We start from the raw sequence: 18947 nt of genomic DNA, 5'->3' as shown, positions 1-18947 counted from the left end.
CCGGTTTTTTTATTTTGAGGTGCTTCTTGGGAGAGATTCTGCTAGGTAATATTTTCAAACGGAACGCAAAAACAAAAATTAGCTTGAGACGGATTTCTCAGAACTCTCCATTCGTCTCAATGAATATCGAAGACCTTCCTTCGTTCTTTTCGGAGAGAGGTGAAGACTGTCTTTTTGTGGATGGGTCGTTGGACAGTGAGTATCTCCAGAAGATAGCTATCGATGAAGGATATCTGAGAAGCTTTCTTTTTCAGTCGGAGTCTAAGGATCTCGGGACTCGGATTCTTCAGTACAGAAAGGCTCTTAAGAAAATGCCAGCAGGGCTCTCATCGATAGTTGAGAAGACCGTGGAAAACGGTGGGCTGAGGAACTTCCTTCTTCTTGCACTTAGGGAAAGCGAGTTTCTAGATCCGTGGGAGGATTATGTGCTTTCCGCTCTCAAGAGGAATGAAAGAAGAGAAAGGGGCAATCCCAGGATCAATCTTCAGAAGACCGTAAAACTGGTTTTCAGTGAGGGTGGGCTCCTACAGGATTCAATGAAGGGATACGAATTCAGACAAGAGCAGTTCATGACGGCTCTTGAAATCGCAGAGTCAATTGAAAGAGACGGCAATCTAATGATCGAGGTCGGTACTGGAACCGGAAAGAGTATAGCATACCTGGCACCGATTGCATACGCCTGTATCTCGACTATGAATCAGGCAGTTGTCTCTACAAGAACAAGAATCCTTCAAGATCAGCTCTTTAAGAAAGATGTGGAGGTGCTGAGGACCTTTCCTAACCTTGATGATCTGCGTGTTTCGGTAATGAAGGGGAGAGAAAGATATCTTTGTGTCAGAAAGCTTTTTGAGGTCGTGACCCTCGCTCTCAACAAGATGTTGGATGAAGAGATGTCAAAGGAACTTTCAGGAATACTCATCTGGTCTATGATAACTTGCGAGGGAGATCTCGACACGCTTCCGTTGAAAGAAGAGATGAGAAGAATGATTTCTGGAAACAGATTCGACTGCACGAGACGACTCTGCCCTTTCTTCGAGATCTGTCCTTATTACGTCCAGAGAGAAAACGCGAAATGCTCCGACATAGTTATCACGAATCACTCCTTCCTCTTTAGCGAAGCAAACATAAGACTTTCCGACGGAGACGCCGAAGAGCGAGAAGATATCGGAACTCTTCTCCCGGGATTCAAATATCTCGTTGTGGATGAGGCACATGAGCTCGAGGCTTCATTGACACAGGCCATGAGCTACCGCTTTCAGCCGTACGAGCTGGCCGGTACTGTGAGAAGACTCATAAAGGCAGTTAGGAATTCCTTTGGATTTCTGAAGAGGCACTTTGACGAGGATTTTTTGAGAAGACTGTGGACAAAGCTCAAAGAAGCAACCGCTAGTCTGGACAAACAGATCACAGAGCTTGTCAGGGTTACAGGCAGTTCTGAATCCGGAAACCGAACTACATTCACTGGAAGAGAACTCGAAGTGATAATATCTATGCTCGTAGCAATTTCCGATACTCTTCAGACACACGTATATATTGGTACCCAGACGATGCAGATGCTGGATGATGTAGAGGAAAGAAATGAAAAGATAGATGGTTTAGAAGCTGAAGTAAGCAGGATTCTCACTGAAACAAGGGAATGGATGAAACAGATAGCGGGAATCACTTCTTCTCAGGAGTCGAGGGTTGTTTATGTAAGCCGATTTGAAAGGCGCCTCGATAGCCTCAGCATAATTTCCTCACCTGTGGAAAACGATACCTTGATGGCATCAATCTTCCCCGATGTAAGCGTCAAGATTTTCATCTCTGCGACTCTGTGGGTTTACAGCAGGGGTAGCGATGGCTTCAATTACGCCAGAAGAATACTTGGAACAAGCAGTAACAATGAAGCGGTTAGGCTCGGAACTTCATTTGATTATACGCAGCAGCTTAAGTTCTTCGTCCCGACCGATCTGCCCGACTATCTTCCGAATTCGCTAATCTATCTCGAAAGTGCGGCGGATATAACGCTCAAAGCCTTGAAGATAGTAGGTGGTGGTTCAATGGTGCTTTTCACTTCTTACGAAGACATGAAAGGGACTCTTTCCAGAATCTCCGGCGGACTTGGAGATATGGTGATTCACATTCAAGATAGGGAGGACAGTCCGACAACCATTCTTGCAGACCACGTAAATTCAGAGAAGTCCGTGATATTCGGAGCCAGAGCATTCTGGGAGGGTGTAGATCTTCCTGGTGAACAGCTCAAACTCCTGATTGTATACAAGCTCCCCTTTGAAAGACCGGATGAACCGCTAATTGAGGCTAGAATAAAACATTACGGGAAGAGGAGTTTCGTAGAAGGTATGAACAAGTATTATTATCCAAAGATGATAACGGCCTTCCGACAGGGACTCGGCAGACTTATAAGAACCAGGGGTGACCATGGGGTTGTGATTGTGCTGGACAAAAGGATAATCGATTCTAGAAGAGCTTACTCTAGGAAACTGCAGGCTTCTCTTCCTCCCGGAGTAGACATTCAGGCTGAAAGCAGCAGCAAGATCTTAAGAGAACTAAGAAAGCTTAAGAGGGAGAGATGGATCTAATGATCAGGTCTATCATCTCTCACTTCTTTCCCAACTCTTGTCTCGCCTGCGAGAAGGAAATAGATCCAGGTCATTACCTTTGCTTCGAGTGCTTAAACTCGATGGCTGGTCCGATTATGGCCCCACTTGAACTTCCATACATTGATTCAGCCTTCTCTTACTGGAAGTACGAAAGCCCGATGAGGGAGCTGATTCACGCTTACAAGTTCGAAGACAGACCGGGTATAGCCCGTCTCTTTTCAAATATGACCTTCGAGATGATGAATACGTTTCTCCCGGCAACGAACGTTGTTGTTCCGGTACCAACATCGCTTCAAGCTTTCGTAAAGAGAGGTTATGACACAAACTTGGGAATACTGCGATTTCTCTCCCAAAAGGTGGAAATAAGGATTGAGAACATACTCTCAATATCGGGAAAGACTGTACCTCAATCTACTCTCAAAATGAAGGATAGAATTGATAATGTGAAGGACAAGTTCCGTCTCAAGAAGAAGCCGTCATGCGATTCGGTGATTCTTTTCGATGACGTTGTTACTTCTGGCGCAACTGCCAGCCAATGTGCTAGAGTTCTTAGAGAAGGGGGAGTAAAAGATATTGTTTTCTTTGCAGTTGCCAGTGCAAAAAAATAGGGCCTCACGGCCCCTGGCTGGGAGAGGAGGACTCGAACCTCCATCGGCGGATCCAGAGTCCGCTGTCCTACCAATTGGACGATCTCCCAAGACGTTAAAGATTATAAAGCAGAAGGCAATAGGTGTCAAGACGTTTGGAGGCATATGATGAACATAGCGATGTTCAGCGATACTTATTCTCCTCAGGTTAACGGAGTGGTAACCATGATCAGAATGCTTGAGGAAAATCTTCAGAAAAGAGGACACAATGTCTACATTTTCACAGTGGATCACCCCGAGGCCGGCATTCAGGAGAACGTTTACCGTGTCCCTTCGCTGAGATTTCCATGGGAGAAGCAACATAGAATTGGCCTTCCAACTAACTTCAAAGAACTCATTCAGATTGTGAAGAGTCTCGACATAGACATCGTCCACTCTCATACGTCTCTCATAGTAGGATATCTGTCTGGTATGGTGATTTCCAATCTTCACATTCCTGGTGTCACGACCTATCACACGATGATGGAAGAGTATGTCCACTATATCCCTTTTATGGAGCCTATTCTGAGAGTATATATAAGAGGTCAGGATAGAAGGTTTTGCGACAAGAACAGAGCCGTCATCGCACCTTCGATCAAGATAAAGAAGCTGCTGCTCTCTTACGGCGTTTCGTCTCATATAGAGGTAATTCCAAATGGCGTTGACCTGGCCCCTTTCATGAAAGAAGTCGATATTGATGAAATCAGATCGTTTAGGAACAAGTACAAGATCGGCGAGAACGAGAAGGTTCTGATCTTCGTCGGCAGACTGGGAGAAGAAAAGAGTATAGACAAACTCATCGAGAACTTCGCCAGGATCAACACAGCTCTGCCGGATTCCCATCTACTGCTAGTTGGAGACGGACCTCTAAAGGGCAAACTGAAGGAACTTGCAGGAAACTTGGGTGTTGGCAAGAGGGTTCACTTCACAGGTTTCTTGAAGTGGCCGGATGAGATTACGTTAGCCTACAAGAGCAGTGATGCGTTCATGATTGCCTCTCACACGGAGACCTTTGGCTTGGTTACGCTTGAAGCAATGGCATCCGGCCTGCCGGTAGTGGCCTTCAAGGATGACAGCATTGCAAATATGGTTCTAGATGGAGAGAACGGGTTTATGTGCCCCTCAAAAGAAGAGTTGTCTACTGCGGCGATTGAGCTGCTTACAGATAGAGACCTCATGGAGAGAATGTCGAAGCGCTCTGTTGAGATTTCTAAAGACTTCTCAGCGGAAGCGAATGTCGAGAGAACGCTGAATCTTTACCAGAGAGTGATTAGAAACGAGATTTAGATTTGAACCCAATTTCGTGTGCCGAAAGCATTCCACCGAAAATGATGTTGGCGTAGTAGCTGAAGAATCTCCAAATAAGCAGTGCGGCTCCTATCCCATCGCCAAAGAAGGATTTGAAGAAGAGAACATAACCGCCTTCAGAAACACCGCTTGCTCCCGGGGTAGGAATAAGCGAGACAACAAGAAAGAGTATCAGTTGGACGGAAGTGATCTCAAGGTAGTTGACAGGAGTACCGATCGAAAGTGAAACAAAAAACGGAATTGATATCATGCAGATCAGCTGAGCCAGCGTACTCAATGATGCCATGACAAGTGTAACAGGTCTTTCTATAAGACACTTCATTGAAGAGTGGAAGAAACGCAGTTCTCTAAGAGCCTTCTCTATCATCGAATCTCTATCCTTTATGATCCTTATTCTGCTCAGCAAGTTGATCATCAAGCGAATTAGCTTTTCCGTGAACCCTTGGTTTAAGGAGAATAGAATCAAGAATGCAAAAACGAAGCTGTTGAGTACGAAACCGAAAATCGACAGAACGGCCAAGTTGGAAATCCTTCCCACAACTATGGGATAAGCCTTAATGATTGCAGCAGCTCCAAGAACAGTAATTACTGACTGGTAAATCAGGAACCTTGAGACCAACATTGCTGTTGACTCGCCAACAGATATTCCCTTTCTTTGCATAAAAACTATCTGTGCGGGCTGTCCTCCCGAGGAGAAGGGCGTGATCCCATTGAAGAAGGTTCCAATAACCGTGATCTTGAAAAGATAAGTCAAAGGGATTGTCAGGCTCCTCATCAAAGCAAAAGTCTTAAGGGTTACTGCTTCAAAGAACCAAGTGCCAACTGTCAGACAAAAAGTAAGAAAGAGCCATCCGGGATTGGCACTTGCAAGATAAGAGATCGATTTGTTGAAGTCGGTAGCAAGTAGGACAATTACTATAATCAGAACGCTCAACGAGATAGCGATCAAAAAGTTCCTTGTGGTTCTCTTCATGGTCTCTTGTCAAGTACCTCAAGATAGATACTCTTCAGTTTCTGGCCGATAATCGAAAGATCCCTCTCAAGAGCGGTCTCCTTCCCACAAGATGTAATCTTCTTCCTAACACTATTGCTCTCAAGCAATATATCGATCTGTCGCATGAATTCTTCATTGCTCTTGGCTTTCAGACAGTTCTCATTGTGCTTCATCCAGTCGCTGTAGACCGGGATGTCTCTAAGTACTATCGGTGCTTCAGTTGAGAGCGCTTCGAGGACTACGATGCCTTCAGTTTCCTCGTAGCTTGGAAATAGAAACACGTCACAGGCCGAGTAGGGGCCAATAATCATCTCTTGAGGAACAAAACCAGGGAACTTCACATTGTCCGGGGGATTTCTCAGAAGACGTCTTATCTTTGCGGGTAATAGACTGCTGATCTTAGCTCCAAACCAGAAGAAGGTAAGGTCTTTCCTTGCCTCCGCGATCTGACAGAAATCTATGACGCCCTTTCTCTCGAAGGGAAGGCCCACCGACAAAACCAATGGTTTTCGAATTTCATTGTCTGACAGGAATTTCTCGGCCAAAGCCTTGTTTCTGCTGAACTTCTTGTTGTCAACACCGTTGGACACGGCTTTAATCGGCAGATTTATGCCGTAGTTCATTATGAGTTTCTTAGCATACTCAGTTGGGGAAATAAGAAAATCCGCCGATGAGTAAAGCTTTATCAACCTCTTTTTAAGCCAGGGAGCAATGACATTTGAAAGAGTGAACGAGTTTCTGAAATCCTCATAAGTCGTGTGAGTATGATAAATGACGGGAATATGAGCTTTCTTTGCTTTCTTGAGAACTCTCTCTGCTCCCGGTCCGATCGTGTTGATGTGAACGACATCAAAACGGTCTTCCTCATTCGTTGTGTACTCAACGCCAACCTTGTCAAGAGCAGACATCTGGTGTTTGAGAGCCATTCCCACGCCCGACTTGCTGAATAGCTTTTTGCCTTCGGAATAAAGCAGAACCTTCATCTCTACCTCCAGGAGAACTCCATGTTGATCGTTAGTGTAGCTTCGCCAAAGATGCTCATCTGCTAGAAGTGATTCTGTTACAGAAAGTAGTTTCGAAACCTGAATCGAAGAGATCTCTTTCCTATTCTCAGCCACTAAGAACCGCACATTGAGAAACTACTTCCAGAACGGCGAGACGCTCTTCAACGACTATTTTACCCCATCTTGATGCATTTAGCATATCCTTTGCATTCAGTACGGATAGGGTTTCCCTAACAGAACTGGCGTGTCTCCTCATTCGTCTTAACTATCCATATTTGTTTCTCGATTGAAGAAGCGAACCACACTTCACAAATAAGACACAGAAGATCTTCTGAAGCTTATTAGGCATGGAGTTTATGAACCTAGTCATTAAGGTATACTAATGCGTGTTGCAGATAGAGTATTATGGAGGCATAAGTTGTAGCAGTTGATGCCTTCGTAATTCTTCGTTGATAGTGTTGGGGGAATTCCTATGAAGTTTTTCATAACAGGAGAGAGAAATTCAGGAAAGAGTTATCTTGTAGAAAGAGTCAAGACCTTGGCTAAGTTCACGGGGTTTGAAACCCGCTTTGACGAGGATCTTGTTGACCTTTCCATTAATTTCTTTAATGGCAATTCATTTCTCATAGGTTCTCGAGATAACGGGCGATTAAAGATGGTGGACGAAGGGTTCACATCTGCTACGAAACTTCTTGGAGCTATTGAGATTCCATCCGATCATCTCCTGATAATGGATGAGATAGGTTTTCTTGAGGAAGACTCCCCCGAGTTTCAGCAAGCGGTTGTCTCTGCCCTTAGAAGAGCGAGGCATTGCTTGTGTGTTCTTAGAAAGGGCGACTTCTCATTTATCGGTCACCTTAAGTCGTCTATGGGAATAAGAAGTATAGAGCTAACTCCTGAGAATAGAGAGCAAGTATTCGGGAGAATCGCTAGAGAAATAGAAAGAGAGAGGGCGTTGCTGCCCTCTCCTGGAGGCGACGAAGGGATTTGAACCCTTGAGTAGAGATTTTGCAGACCTCCGCCTTTGACCCCTTGGCTACGTCGCCCAACGAGAATTATTCTAGCATGTAAATAGGATCATTTCAACAAAAGGGCCGCTATCGGCGGCCCTCGGGGTGGAAAATTCTTCAGGAGGGAGGTTGGCTCCCTGTTACTCGGGTCTGGAACCAACTTGCAACAGGACGCGGGGACATCCTTTGCAAATCAATGATATATCGTTGCTTACCCAAAACCAAATGCGAATTTATCCGACCTGAAACGAGTAAAGTGATTTAGCAGTCTTTATCTACACTATGAACACCAATTTGAAAGTATGCTCTTTGCTCTTGTATCCGTAATATCCGGAAACGCGTATGAAAGATAGAGTTCTTTCGAACATTCTCTGCTGAATGAACAGGCATGAATCACTTGCTAAAAACGAATTCCCTGAACCAAAGATAACTGCTAATCCCGAAAGTGGGAATTCTGAACACCTGATATATGGGAATCGAACCATCGCCCGCCTGGAGAACATAATCGTCAAGATACTCGATCCTACCGTCCTTCGAGATCAGGAACATGCCGTTCGACAACGGGGTGCTGTAAAGCTCCACAGCCGATTTATCGGCTATCAGGTGCAACCAGGAGTATTCGTCAAGAGAGTCTGCAGAACTGATCTCATCGCCGGAGTAAAGCCACAACAGCTCAACATCCGGTTTTGCGGAGTACTCGTTCCATGCGACAAGTTCACTCAGAAGACTTCTAAGCCTCTTCTCTTCTCTGCCGGTATCTTCGCAGTCATCGGTAGCGCATGGAAATCCACCTGTGAAGACTTCAAGCGGTGTCTTCGAAGTCACGACTACAATGATGGGATTTCCGAGGTAATCGCTCATAGAGAAGGTCTCTCCAAATACGTCTCTGGCTTCGAACAGAGGTGCGATCGAACCCTTTTTCAACAGAGGCCTGTTCTGGGCATCTTCATCGACCTGCTCGAATGTGACTTTTCTGCCATCCCTGCTGATCTCGCTTACTCTGTAGTTCTTGTCGTTGATTCTTATGACGCTGGTCGCTTCGAAAAGCTCGTGATTCTTATGAACCATGTCTATGGTTCCATCTCTGTCCAGATCTATTCCGATGAAGACTTCGTCTATCTTATCGGCCAGGCCATCGGGCGCGGTAGGAAACAGGGCGATTTCGATCAGCTCTCCGTCGACTTCCAGCAAACCTTCTCTTCTACTCATGAGCAAGTAGTCGACTTCGACGCCTTCCTTTTTTGGAAGGATCGCGTGAATTTCAAGATCCTGGGTCATGTAAGATGAATTCCCGTTGGAAAGATATTCGACCCTTAACTGTTGACTGAATTTATAGGCACGGCTTTCATTGATAACGGTCCCTCTATATTGTCCCTTAATCGGAATGTTGTTTAGGAAACAGCCGTCGTAATCGCTGTCGATCCAGAGGATCGGAGGCTCGACGTTCATGATTGCTATGTTGACAGTTGAATCCCCGATTCTGATCTGTCCATAGAAAATACGCTCATCTGCGAGTGCGCTGACTCCTTCCGGTGGATAAATACTCATTTCGACATCGCTTCCGCTCGCGATGTATGTCCAGCCCATCCGTTCTGTAAGGTAACCGGACAGAGTACCGGAAAAAAGCATCGCCGACGAAATCAACGAAACGACAAGCAATATCGCTACCTTTTTAGCCATACGAATCACCTCCTCAATTCATATGTCAAAGATCGGAGCAAAAACAACTTTCACTCACAGCTTCGGCTTCAAAGTCATCTTCGATTTGGAATAAATAGAACATTATTGTGCATTTGTTGCAGCTGGCTACGCCAAATCCTTCCCAGTCAACATCCACGTACTCCCAGCTCCACGGACTTGCGTCAATCGAGTATCTGCATTCTCCGTAAGCGCTTGCATATACACTCAAAGGGTTGTTGTTTGCGTCGTAATGACGTGCTTCTGTAGAAATACAGCAATATACTGCGTAGGGTACAAATCTCGTATTAATTATCAACTCTTTGCTGTAAGAAAATTCTGAATACAAGAAACAATCGCATTCATACAAATAGCAACCTGGGTCCTCCACTCTTGTGATCACGCCACCAGTCAGTCCAAATGTCAAAACCGACAGGAATACGAAAGAAAAAATCAAAAAACACCTCTTAAACATCAGAGCTCCCTCCTTTCTATTTAGTTAAGGTACTGAAATAATATCATTATATATGTCATATAGAAAAATAGTAATAAATTAAATTAGATATGATTAGCACTAAATATTCGTGAATAGCTGTCCTGTGTGTTACCTAAATCGCAGATGTTCACAGTAATAGTGTAATATTACTGTGATTATTAAGAGAATTACACGATAAAATGTAGTGTGCGTGACGTGTGTACGCATTGAATCATCAAAAGACATATGAGGCCATATGTAGTTTTCTCCAGAATTTGGTGGTAGCTCCCGGTGATGATAAGTTCTTCCATATTCTGGTTTGCTCTAGACTATTCACTACGGATCACTTCATTTGCCCGTAGTTATTGCTTGGCCTTCTCAATTAACAGCAATATCATCACGGCATATCGGGCTATTGACAGAAAGATGCGAGTAATGTAAAATCTTATCTGTTCGGGGACGTGGTGAAGTTTGGTTATCATGCCGGTCTGTCACACCGGTGGCCGCGAGTTCAAGTCTCGTCGTCCCCGCCAGTGAGAGTCCTTAGGGGCTCTCTTCTTTTTTAGGGTGTATCTCTCAAGATGCATGTTTCATAATAGTCCAGCAACCCGCAAGATCTTCCAATCAATATCTGCTTAACTTCTTTCAGGCTGCGTGCGGTTAGAATATATTCAGGGCAGTAACTTCAAGACTATCACCGGATTTTTGGTCAAACTGATCTTAGCACGCGACGCCGGTTTCGCATTTGAAATTTCGGGAAGCCGATGAGAGAATGAACTTGCGATTCTAATCTGAGGGGACTCTGTACTGAATTCTGTTTTTCTATAATGATGGTTTGATTTTTTTGGAGGTGCTGCTAATTGCCGGCTTGTGTGAGGGTTCTGGGAATTGATCCGGGTTTTGGTACTGTTGGATACGGTATTGTCGAGATGAGATCTTCAAGGATCGAGCTTGTATCTTATGGGGCGATCAGGACCGAGCCTAATGAACCTATCCCTGACAGACTACTGAAGATCCACGATCAACTGGAAGTCCTGCTTCAGGAATACGGACCCGATGAATCTGCAGTCGAGGAGCTATTCTTCTTCAGGAATGTCACGACTGCAATACAGGTTAGTGAAGCGAGAGGCGTTATTCTCCTCGCTATGAGAAGACATGAAGTTCCCATATTCGAATACACTCCTCACCAGGTGAAACTTGCTGTCACAGGTTATGGCAGAGCGGAAAAGGGACAGGTACAAAGAACTCTGAAGGCCTTTTTGCGGATGAAGGAAAACCCAAAGCCCGACGACGCCGCTGACGCCTTAGCTGTTGCATGGTGCCACCTTGCGGCGAGGAAGTTTCCCGGAGGTGTTCGAAAGGCATGAAACTTTGTATGAAGAATCTTAAGCTCCCTATTTCGAGACTTCTTTCAAGAGTGTTGAAGTCCGATCCAGCCTTTGACTGTGGGGGTATTGAAATATCTGGAATAACTATTGACTCTACATCAAGAGAGGTCTCGATCGATTTCTCTTGCGAGGTAAACGAAGACGTGAGACATTATCTAGAATCTACCTTTCGTGAAGAAGCGATGCGACTTCTCGGTTCTTCGGTTAGGCTTTCATTTGAACCTGGAGATTTTGAAACTGCAGGTGCAGAGAAAGGAGTTTCGAGGATAACTGAAGAGCAGTTCAGAGAGATACTCAAACTCACCAACGGCGCATCTTCATACCTAGCTTCTTCCGAAATGGTGTTTGAGAAGAATAGAATTCTGATCACTGTTCACGATCAGTTTTCATTTCAGAGAATCAGTTCAAAAAAGCACGACTTAAGAAAAGCGATCGAAAAGGTATGCGAGAGAACCATACCATTTGATATAGTTCTAGATATCCGTGAGGACGAGGAGCTGCCCGTTGACGAAGATTCCTCATATCCCGAAGTTGAAAGAGAGAGCAAGGTCTCTTCCGGTGAGGCTGATTTGGTTCTGATAGGAAGAGAAATAAGAGCTGTCTCAAAGAAAATGAAAGAGGTTCTTGGAAACGAGACCGATGTAGTGGTCAGTGGTAAGACCTTTGGACTGGAGTCGAGAAACGGAAAGCTCTTCATTCTTACGTTCAACATAACTGATTACACGGATTCTCTTACTGTCAAACTTATCGGTGAAAATGCTCGTTCCCTCTCCGAAAAGCTCCGCGAAGGCGATGAGCTTACCATAAGAGGGAAGATGGAAACCGATACGTGGATTAAAGACGAGGTTCTGATTCCCAGAGATATCAACAGAACGACTCTTTCAAGGCGTGTTGACAATGCTCCCGAAAAGCGTGTGGAATTGCATCTGCATACCAAGATGAGTGCTTTGGACTCAGTTGTTGACGTCAAAGAGCTAGTGAACACTTTCAGAGAGTGGGGACATGACGCGGCTGCCGTGACTGATCATGGGGTAGTTCAGTCAGTGCCGGAGTTCTACTTTGCAGCTAAGAAGAATGGAATCAAGCCCATTTTCGGTATGGAAGGTTACATGATAAACGATTCAGAGCAAATAACGATGAACATAGACGAAGACACCTCATCTCTAGATGAAGCTTTGTTCGTTGTCTTTGATCTCGAGACGACGGGTCTCAACCCAAAGGAAGATGAGATAATTGAGATCGGTGCGGTAAAGATGAGAGGCGGCGAAGTCATTGAGACATACTCATCTTTTATTAAGCCTGTAAGAGAACTCTCGTCTCTGATCTCTAGTTTGACGGGAATAACTGAAGACATGCTTTCCGATGCTCGTTCGATCAAAGAAGTGCTCCCCGAATTTGTAAAGTTCACTGAGGGAAGCATACTTGTTGCTCACAACTCCTCCTTTGACTACGGTTTCGTCCGCAACTCTGTTAAGAAACATTTCGGAGGAGATTGGGAGATGCCATGCGTCGATACGCTTGCCCTTGCAAAAAGCTTATTCAAATCCAAGAGCTATTCACTAGATAACGTTGTGAAGCGCCTCAAACTTGGACATTTTGATCATCACAGGGCTTACGAGGACGCAAAGGTTACCGCCGAAGTTCTGAAGAAGTTCATTCAGCTGGCGGAAAAGAGAGGGATTCAGAGCGTTGGCGAGCTTGAAAAACTGAGAAAGAACCAAAATCTCGACTCTCTTAAGCCGGTTCACGTAAGTATGTTGGCCAAGAACAAGAAGGGTCTCGAAAATCTATACAGGTTGGTAACAGCCTCTCACACGAAGTACTTCTATATGAAGCCGAGGATTCCCAAGAGCCTATTAACTGATTTCAGAGATGGGCTTCTGATAGGTAGCGCTTGTGTCTCGGGTGAACTATCCAAAGCATTTATCGGTGGCGCTAGTACCGAAGAGCTGGAGGAAATTGCGAAATTCTACGACTATATTGAGGTTATGCCACTAGACAATATTGACACTAGCGAGGGCGAGACCAGTATGTCGAGAGACACATTGACCAAGATGTACCGTGAGTTCTACAGAGTTGGCAAGAGACTGAACATTCCTGTAGTTATGACTGGGGATGTGCATTTTATAAATCCACATGATGACATTTATAGAGCCGCAATAAATGCTGCTCAGGATTACGATAACTTTCAGAACCAACCATCGTTGTATCTCCATACAACGGAGGAGATGATGAACAAAGCAGTCGATATTTTCGAAGACAAGGCTATTGCAAAGGAAGTGGTTATCGATAATTCAAGGTATATTTCCTCAATGATCGAGGAGGTGACTCCGATTGAGGGGAAGCTACACCCTCCAGTAATAGAAGGCGCAGAAGAAGAAGTAAGGAGAATGGCTCTTGAGAATGCCGAACGGTTGTATGGAAATCCTCTGCCGGAAATCGTCGAAAAGAGGCTCAGTCGTGAGCTTGACGCAATAATCGGTCATGGCTACGCGGTCTTGTATCTCATCGCTCAGAAAATGGTCGCAAAGTCCAATGAGGAAGGTTACGTGGTCGGTTCAAGGGGTTCAGTAGGAAGCTCCCTAGTGGCCAATGTAATCGGAATAACTGAGGTAAATCCGCTTCCACCACATTATCTCTGTTCCGAATGTGGCAAGTCGATCTTTCCTGAAACCGATCTCGAATCCGGTTATGATCTTCCTAGAATGGAATGCCCGGGTTGCGGGAATGAGATGGCAAAGAATGGCCAGAGCATTCCTTTTGAGACCTTCCTGGGATTTGAGGGGGACAAAGTGCCGGATATAGACCTGAACTTCTCTGGAGAGTACCAGGAACGGGCCCACGCTTTTATAGAAGAACTGTTTGGCAGAGACCATGTATTCAGAGCAGGAACGATCTCTACTCTAGCTGAAAGAACGGCCTTTGGGTTCGTAAGGGCCTATTCTGAAAAGAGCGGTAGAACGCTTAGAAGGGCTGAACAGGAGCGAATTGCGCGTGGCATCGTAGGAGTAAAAAGAACAACTGGTCAGCATCCCGGTGGTCTTATGATCGTGCCGAAAGACATGGACGTTCATACTTTCACACCGGTTCAGCACCCCGCAAACGATACAAAGAGTTCAACGCTGACAACTCACTTCGCATATGAGGTAATTCATGATGATCTGGTTAAGATAGACGCTCTCGGCCATGACGATCCTACGTTTATCAGGATGCTGAAGGACATAACTGGAGTTGATCCAGAAAGCATTCCAATGGATGATACTGAGACTCTGGCGATCTTCTCTTCACTAAAACCTCTGGGAGTGAAATACCACGAGCTTGGAACCGACATGGGCACCCTGGGAATCCCCGAGTTCGGCACGACTTTTGTTCGGAGCATGCTTGCAGATACAAGACCCTCAAGCTTCGGCGAACTGGTAAGAATATCGGGTCTTTCCCATGGAACTGATGTGTGGTTGAATAACGCTAAGGACATAATTACTTCGAAACAAGCCTCACTATCTCATGTTATAGCCTGTCGCGACGATATAATGAACTACCTGATTGCTAGGGGAATGGATCCAAAGGAGGCCTTCAAGATCATGGAAAAGGTCAGAAAGGGAAAGGGTCTCAACAGGGACGATGAAGATAAAGTGAGATCAAGTGGCGCTCCCGAATGGTTCATCAACTCATGCAAGAAGATCAAGTATCTCTTTCCAAGAGCCCATGCCGCTGCATATGTTAGCATGGGATACAGAGTGGCGTATTTCAAAGTACACTATCCCCTCGCCTTCTACAGCACCTATTTTTCAATTAAGGGTGGAGAGTTCGACATAGATATTTGTACATCGGACGTCAATACGATCAAGAAAGAGATTATCAGACTTAGAGGTGATCAAGAAAGGAACGTCAAAGACAGGGCAAAAGAGACTCTCCTGGAGGTAGTGATGGAAATGTTACTCAGGGGATTTGGCTTCTTGAACGTCGACTTGATGAAATCGCATCCAACGAGATTCTTGATTGAAGGGAGATCGCTCAGAATACCTTTCAATAGGCTCCAAAACATGGGAGACAAGGCGGCGAGGTCTATTGAGCAGGAGAGAGAAAAAAGAGTATTCTCTTCAGTGGAGGATCTGATAAGAAGAACTGCTCTGAACAAGACCAGCGTTGAAATGCTCAGAAAGCACGGCGCTCTGAAGGGTCTTGCCGAGAAAGAACAGATCAGGCTGTTCTGAGGGAAGAAATGAATTTCCAGTTGGCTTCTTCCGATTTTGCAAAGTTGATCGATCTCTTTGGAAGAGTTTCGGGGTCCGTTGAGCCTTCTTTCCGCTATTTCCAGATCTATTACAGGAGGGGATTGAAGTTCTTCGCGACCGATGGTTGTATGAAGCTTGAGTTTTCTTCCGGGCTTTCAATCACGCCTTTCACCGGAGTCTTCTCGATACCGATTGACTACGCCAGGGTTCTCAAGAGCTCTGACGAGGAGTCAAACATAATCTTCTCCTCAGACGGAGACAACATTGAAATCAGAACAGATTCAGAAGTGCTCACATTGCAGAAGGCTCGAGGCGAGAACATTCCTTCGATGGAGAGGAAGTTCGAGTACTCCTCTCGCTTTCTTTTGAAGGAATTCAATGAATCTCTGAATTTCATATCTGCAGCTTCACAGGAAGGAGATACTATCGAGATTTTTTCTAAAGGAAATGATACTGTACTCGCTGCTTCTGCAGGTAGAGCAATCCTTATCTCGATGCTTAAAAACGAACCAAGAACAGACTTTCATTTTTCTTTACAGTACGTGACCACCAGGCATCTTGTTAAGTCTTTGGAGTTGTTGTCGACGAAAGAGCTCGATGCGGGTACAGGTATTTCCGAGCTCGGATTAAAGGCGGGACCTCTGCTTTTCTCCATATGCACCGACGAGACTGGTTTTCCCGTACCGCCTGCGTTTCTTTTCAAAGAAGTCGAAGGAGGAGTCGGGGTACAGAAGAGGGCTCTTCTGTCGGCTTTGAGAAAGATTGTCAGACTTTCCAAACAAGGCTTCTCCATTCTGATGATCTCAGATAAGAAAAGGATCAGATTCTTTCTGAAAGCAGGGAGTCTTCGATATGAGTGTGAGATCGGGAAATTTGACGGTGAGGAGTTTGCCGTCCAAGTCGACCCCAGGAAGCTCCAGTCTGTTCTTTCGAGAATGAGTAACTCTACGATTTACCTTTTGATAAGAGACGATTACCTTCTAATGGTTGACAAGAAGAGCAGGATGCATCTGTTTGTTCCCGTCATAAAGTGAAGAGCAGAGTTCTCATCTGGTAGTATATAACTGTGCAATAATCTTCGAGGGTCTTGGAAGAAGTGGGCGGAGATAATTTCTAGTTGGAGCTGAAGTCCTATGAGAGTTATCGAGGCGAGAGGGATAGAAAAGTCATACGGAGGAAAGAAAGTTCTTAAAGCCGTCGATTTAGATCTAGATAGTGGTCAGCTTACAGTTTTAGGCGGACTGAACGGTTCTGGGAAGTCGACGATCATTAAGATTCTTAGTGGTGACATAAGCCCGGATAATGGTGAGATTGTTTTCGATGGGAAGCGGGTTGAGCTGCGGTCTATAGTCGATGCCAGACACATCGGTATTAGTGCAGTATATCAGGAATACATGCTTGTTCCAGACCTTACGATTGCAGAGAACATCTTCCTCGGAAGTGGAAAGTTTTCAATCAGCAGAAAGAAAATGAATCAAGAGAGTTCTAGACTACTTAAGGAAGTCGGCCTGGAGTATGAACCTTCTGCAAAAGTCTCATCACTTTCAGCAGATGACCAATCCTTGCTTGAGTTTGCGATTGCAGCATTCTCAGAACCAAAAGTCTTATTGATTGACGATCTCTTCTCCGTGCTGAACAGCTCGTACAAGGAAAGACTGCTCAAAATGATAAACGATGTCAAGAATAGGGGAGCATCGGTCCTTGTTGCAACCCCAGATCCCGAAATAATGCAGAAGGCGGATAGACTGTTTTTCATAGAGAATTCGACAGTTGTAGATCTCCCGGTTCCGCTCGACAGAGGGGAGATACTTCGGAGGATCGGGGCTTCAAACGATCGCTCGATTCCTCCTTCTGAAGGAGAACCGCTGATCGAAATCGGGAATGTCGCTGGTACTGGTAAGGATCTGGAAATCAGTAGGGGCGAGCTCCTCCATGTTTTTTGTGGTAGCTCTGAGATTATTAGGGAACTCACCCGGGCAATTACGCGGCAGGATCCGTTTTCTGAAAATGCGGTTCCGATATTCAGAGAGGCCAAGAGCTTCTTTGAAAGATTTGGTTCCAGAGGACCTTCTTCAGATGCAGAGAAGTATTTCTCAGCAACCTTGAAGAACAGCGGACTCGTTTCTCAAGTAATGCTGAAGAAAGCACGCAGCTTCATATCAACCAAAAAGCTTAGAAGAAGCTACATTCTAAACAAAGAGAGTGTAGTGTCCGTGAAGAGCTTTCTTGCAGGTCTTGAAGAGATAGACGGCTTTGCCGGAATCGTAAGTGATGAGGACGTTAAGCTCTCCCATTTGAGGTTTGAGGCCTGTGATCTCTACGTATTTGTCAGACCTCTGCTTGGCCTGGATCCGGTTTCAATTGATGCTCTTGTCAGAGTGCTGCGGGACATTTCCGTGAATTCTAAAGCGGCGCTTGTGCTAACCGATGAGATGGAAAGCCTGAGTTTCTGTACAAGGGGTATGATAGTATGCAGATGAACCCCGATTTCTCATACGAGAAGAAGAAGATAGAGTTTTCCAGTGGTTATATATTCAAAGGCAAACACTATCGTTGTTCTATCATAAAGTATCCTTCTCTGTACAAGAACTGCACGAAGGGAACCGAAAACGTCGAGGTATATCATTTTTCCCCAAGAGAACGTGCCGTTGGCTCGATATTAATACTTCACGGATTGGGCACTGTCAATATCCCATTCCTCTTCTGGATGGGAAGCCATTTGGCAAGTGCCGGTCTGCAAGCCTCCGTGATGATACTTCCGGGAAATTATACGAGAACGGCAAGTGGTTCTACCAGCGGAAAGGACTTCTTTTCGCCAGATCTACGAAGGTTGACGCTATTCTGGGAACAGGCCGTCGTGGATACTATGACAACCATCGACTTGCTCCAGCAAGAAAATATCTGGTGGGACAACAACTGTCTTTTTGGATATTGTCTTGGAGGTATGGTCTCCACAATAGTAAGTGCAATTGACAAAAGAATTAACAACTTGATTCTAATGACTGTCGGCGGCAACATCGCCAGGATAATGTGGCAGTCCCCCGTGCTGAAATCTGTTCGCCGGTCGCTGAGAAGCGGTTCGGGTGAAGAAGGGTATTTGAACGATGAGAAGAGACTGAACGAGAGATTCAAAGAAGACTCTCTGGCAGTCAAGAAAATGAAGAGTGCCTCCGAGCTGCTAGAATCCGACCTCCACCCCCTGTTCAAGATAGATCCTCTTGCTTACGCGCGGTTTAACGATAGCAATAAGGTGACCATGATCGAGGCGCTTTTTGACAAGACTCTTCCGATACAGACGAGAAAACAGTTGTGGGAGGCCTTCGACCGACCGAAAAGATATATAGTGCCTACTGGGCATGTTTCCTGGTTCCCTCTTGAGTACGCTTTGGGTAAGTACATTCTTAAGAAACTGGGGATAAAAGAGGCAAGAAGAAAGATGAGACTTCTGGAGAGCACAAAACCTACTGAATGATCGCGAGCCGCAGAAAGTGCTTTCAACTGTTTTATAGCCGATCCATATACAGAGTAGAAAGCCGACGTAGTGGTTAGGGCGGAGGAGACAAGAAGATCCTTTAGCGCTGGGCCCGCTTCAGATGAAAGCTCTTGGTTGTTCAGAAAATTGAATGATCT

At 45.2% G+C, this 18947-nt stretch carries 13 protein-coding genes and 3 tRNA genes; 10 read left to right on the top strand and 6 right to left on the bottom strand.

Going from position 1 to position 18947, the window contains the following annotated elements:
* Window positions 1-26: 26 nt before the first annotated feature.
* Window positions 27-2579: an ATP-dependent DNA helicase gene (locus B3157_RS08625; protein ID WP_292590116.1), complete on the top strand. Its 2553-nt coding sequence runs from the start codon at window positions 27-29 to the stop codon at window positions 2577-2579.
* A 116-nt stretch (window positions 2580-2695) separates the two neighbouring features.
* Window positions 2696-3208, top strand: coding sequence for a ComF family protein (locus B3157_RS08620; RefSeq protein ID WP_292590115.1), 513 nt, complete (start codon window positions 2696-2698; stop codon window positions 3206-3208).
* Window positions 3209-3222: 14 nt separating this feature from the next.
* Here B3157_RS08620 and B3157_RS08615 read toward each other — a convergent pair.
* A tRNA-Gln gene (locus B3157_RS08615) sits at window positions 3223-3297 on the bottom strand.
* A 58-nt stretch (window positions 3298-3355) separates the two neighbouring features.
* Between B3157_RS08615 and B3157_RS08610 the strand changes: the two genes are divergently transcribed.
* Window positions 3356-4513: a glycosyltransferase family 4 protein gene (locus tag B3157_RS08610; RefSeq protein ID WP_214059940.1), complete on the top strand. Its 1158-nt coding sequence runs from the start codon at window positions 3356-3358 to the stop codon at window positions 4511-4513.
* On the opposite strand, the gene B3157_RS08605 is transcribed toward B3157_RS08610, so the two are convergent.
* Window positions 4497-5507, bottom strand: a complete 1011-nt coding sequence (locus B3157_RS08605) for a lysylphosphatidylglycerol synthase transmembrane domain-containing protein (RefSeq protein WP_214079273.1) — start codon at window positions 5505-5507, stop codon at window positions 4497-4499. The two genes, B3157_RS08610 and B3157_RS08605, sit on opposite strands and share 17 nt — an antisense overlap.
* Window positions 5504-6511, bottom strand: a complete 1008-nt coding sequence (locus B3157_RS08600; RefSeq protein ID WP_214059938.1) for a glycosyltransferase — start codon at window positions 6509-6511, stop codon at window positions 5504-5506. Before B3157_RS08600 ends, B3157_RS08605 begins: the two co-directional genes overlap by 4 nt.
* A gap of 493 nt (window positions 6512-7004) precedes the next feature.
* On the opposite strand from B3157_RS08600, the gene B3157_RS08595 reads away from it, so the two are divergent.
* Window positions 7005-7523: a nucleoside-triphosphatase gene (locus B3157_RS08595; protein ID WP_292590114.1), complete on the top strand. Its 519-nt coding sequence runs from the start codon at window positions 7005-7007 to the stop codon at window positions 7521-7523.
* On the opposite strand, the gene B3157_RS08590 is transcribed toward B3157_RS08595, so the two are convergent.
* From B3157_RS08590 to B3157_RS08580, 3 genes are all read right to left on the bottom strand, one after another.
* Window positions 7502-7578 (bottom strand) — tRNA-Cys (locus B3157_RS08590). The genes B3157_RS08595 and B3157_RS08590 overlap by 22 nt on opposite strands.
* Window positions 7579-7935: 357 nt before the next feature.
* Window positions 7936-9222 carry a peroxiredoxin gene (locus B3157_RS08585; protein ID WP_292590113.1) on the bottom strand — a complete coding sequence of 429 codons (1287 nt, stop codon included), beginning with the start codon at window positions 9220-9222 and terminating at the stop codon, window positions 7936-7938.
* A 25-nt stretch (window positions 9223-9247) separates the two neighbouring features.
* On the bottom strand, window positions 9248-9694 hold the full coding sequence (locus tag B3157_RS08580; RefSeq protein ID WP_292590112.1) for a hypothetical protein: 447 nt from the start codon (window positions 9692-9694) through the stop codon (window positions 9248-9250).
* A gap of 455 nt (window positions 9695-10149) precedes the next feature.
* On the opposite strand from B3157_RS08580, the gene B3157_RS08575 reads away from it, so the two are divergent.
* The 6 genes from B3157_RS08575 to B3157_RS08550 all read left to right on the top strand — a co-directional run bounded on the left by B3157_RS08575 (window position 10150) and on the right by B3157_RS08550 (window position 18789).
* Window positions 10150-10227, top strand: a tRNA-Asp gene (locus tag B3157_RS08575).
* 339 nt (window positions 10228-10566) lie between these two features.
* Window positions 10567-11061: a crossover junction endodeoxyribonuclease RuvC gene (ruvC, locus tag B3157_RS08570; protein ID WP_180977914.1), complete on the top strand. Its 495-nt coding sequence runs from the start codon at window positions 10567-10569 to the stop codon at window positions 11059-11061.
* Window positions 11058-15296: a PolC-type DNA polymerase III gene (locus B3157_RS08565; protein WP_292590111.1), complete on the top strand. Its 4239-nt coding sequence runs from the start codon at window positions 11058-11060 to the stop codon at window positions 15294-15296. Before ruvC ends, B3157_RS08565 begins: the two co-directional genes overlap by 4 nt.
* 8 nt (window positions 15297-15304) lie before the next feature.
* Window positions 15305-16351, top strand: a complete 1047-nt coding sequence (locus tag B3157_RS08560) for a hypothetical protein (RefSeq protein ID WP_292590109.1) — start codon at window positions 15305-15307, stop codon at window positions 16349-16351.
* 99 nt (window positions 16352-16450) lie between these two features.
* Window positions 16451-17797, top strand: a complete 1347-nt coding sequence (locus B3157_RS08555) for an ATP-binding cassette domain-containing protein (protein WP_214061429.1) — start codon at window positions 16451-16453, stop codon at window positions 17795-17797.
* Window positions 17788-18789, top strand: a complete 1002-nt coding sequence (locus tag B3157_RS08550; protein WP_292590108.1) for an alpha/beta hydrolase — start codon at window positions 17788-17790, stop codon at window positions 18787-18789. Before B3157_RS08555 ends, B3157_RS08550 begins: the two co-directional genes overlap by 10 nt.
* The last annotated feature ends 158 nt before the right edge of the window (window positions 18790-18947 follow it).

Origin of the sequence: Mesotoga sp. UBA5557, assembly GCF_002425715.1 — a bacterium.
Classification (GTDB): domain Bacteria; phylum Thermotogota; class Thermotogae; order Petrotogales; family Kosmotogaceae; genus Mesotoga.
This window is presented reverse-complemented; position numbering and strand designations above follow the sequence as displayed.

What these genes read in the sequence shown, in the direction of transcription:
- B3157_RS08595 (WP_292590114.1), top strand. Translation starts at nt 7,005, where the DNA reads ATGAAGTTTTTCATAACAGGAGAGAGAAATTCAGGAAAGAGTTATCTT.
- B3157_RS08600 (WP_214059938.1), bottom strand. Translation starts at nt 6,511, where the DNA reads ATGAAGGTTCTGCTTTATTCCGAAGGCAAAAAGCTATTCAGCAAGTCG.
- B3157_RS08565 (WP_292590111.1), top strand. Translation starts at nt 11,058, where the DNA reads ATGAAACTTTGTATGAAGAATCTTAAGCTCCCTATTTCGAGACTTCTT.
- B3157_RS08585 (WP_292590113.1), bottom strand. Translation starts at nt 9,222, where the DNA reads ATGGCTAAAAAGGTAGCGATATTGCTTGTCGTTTCGTTGATTTCGTCG.
- B3157_RS08620 (WP_292590115.1), top strand. Translation starts at nt 2,696, where the DNA reads ATGGCCCCACTTGAACTTCCATACATTGATTCAGCCTTCTCTTACTGG.
- B3157_RS08560 (WP_292590109.1), top strand. Translation starts at nt 15,305, where the DNA reads ATGAATTTCCAGTTGGCTTCTTCCGATTTTGCAAAGTTGATCGATCTC.
- B3157_RS08550 (WP_292590108.1), top strand. Translation starts at nt 17,788, where the DNA reads ATGCAGATGAACCCCGATTTCTCATACGAGAAGAAGAAGATAGAGTTT.
- B3157_RS08555 (WP_214061429.1), top strand. Translation starts at nt 16,451, where the DNA reads ATGAGAGTTATCGAGGCGAGAGGGATAGAAAAGTCATACGGAGGAAAG.
- B3157_RS08580 (WP_292590112.1), bottom strand. Translation starts at nt 9,694, where the DNA reads ATGTTTAAGAGGTGTTTTTTGATTTTTTCTTTCGTATTCCTGTCGGTT.
- B3157_RS08610 (WP_214059940.1), top strand. Translation starts at nt 3,356, where the DNA reads ATGAACATAGCGATGTTCAGCGATACTTATTCTCCTCAGGTTAACGGA.
- B3157_RS08605 (WP_214079273.1), bottom strand. Translation starts at nt 5,507, where the DNA reads ATGAAGAGAACCACAAGGAACTTTTTGATCGCTATCTCGTTGAGCGTT.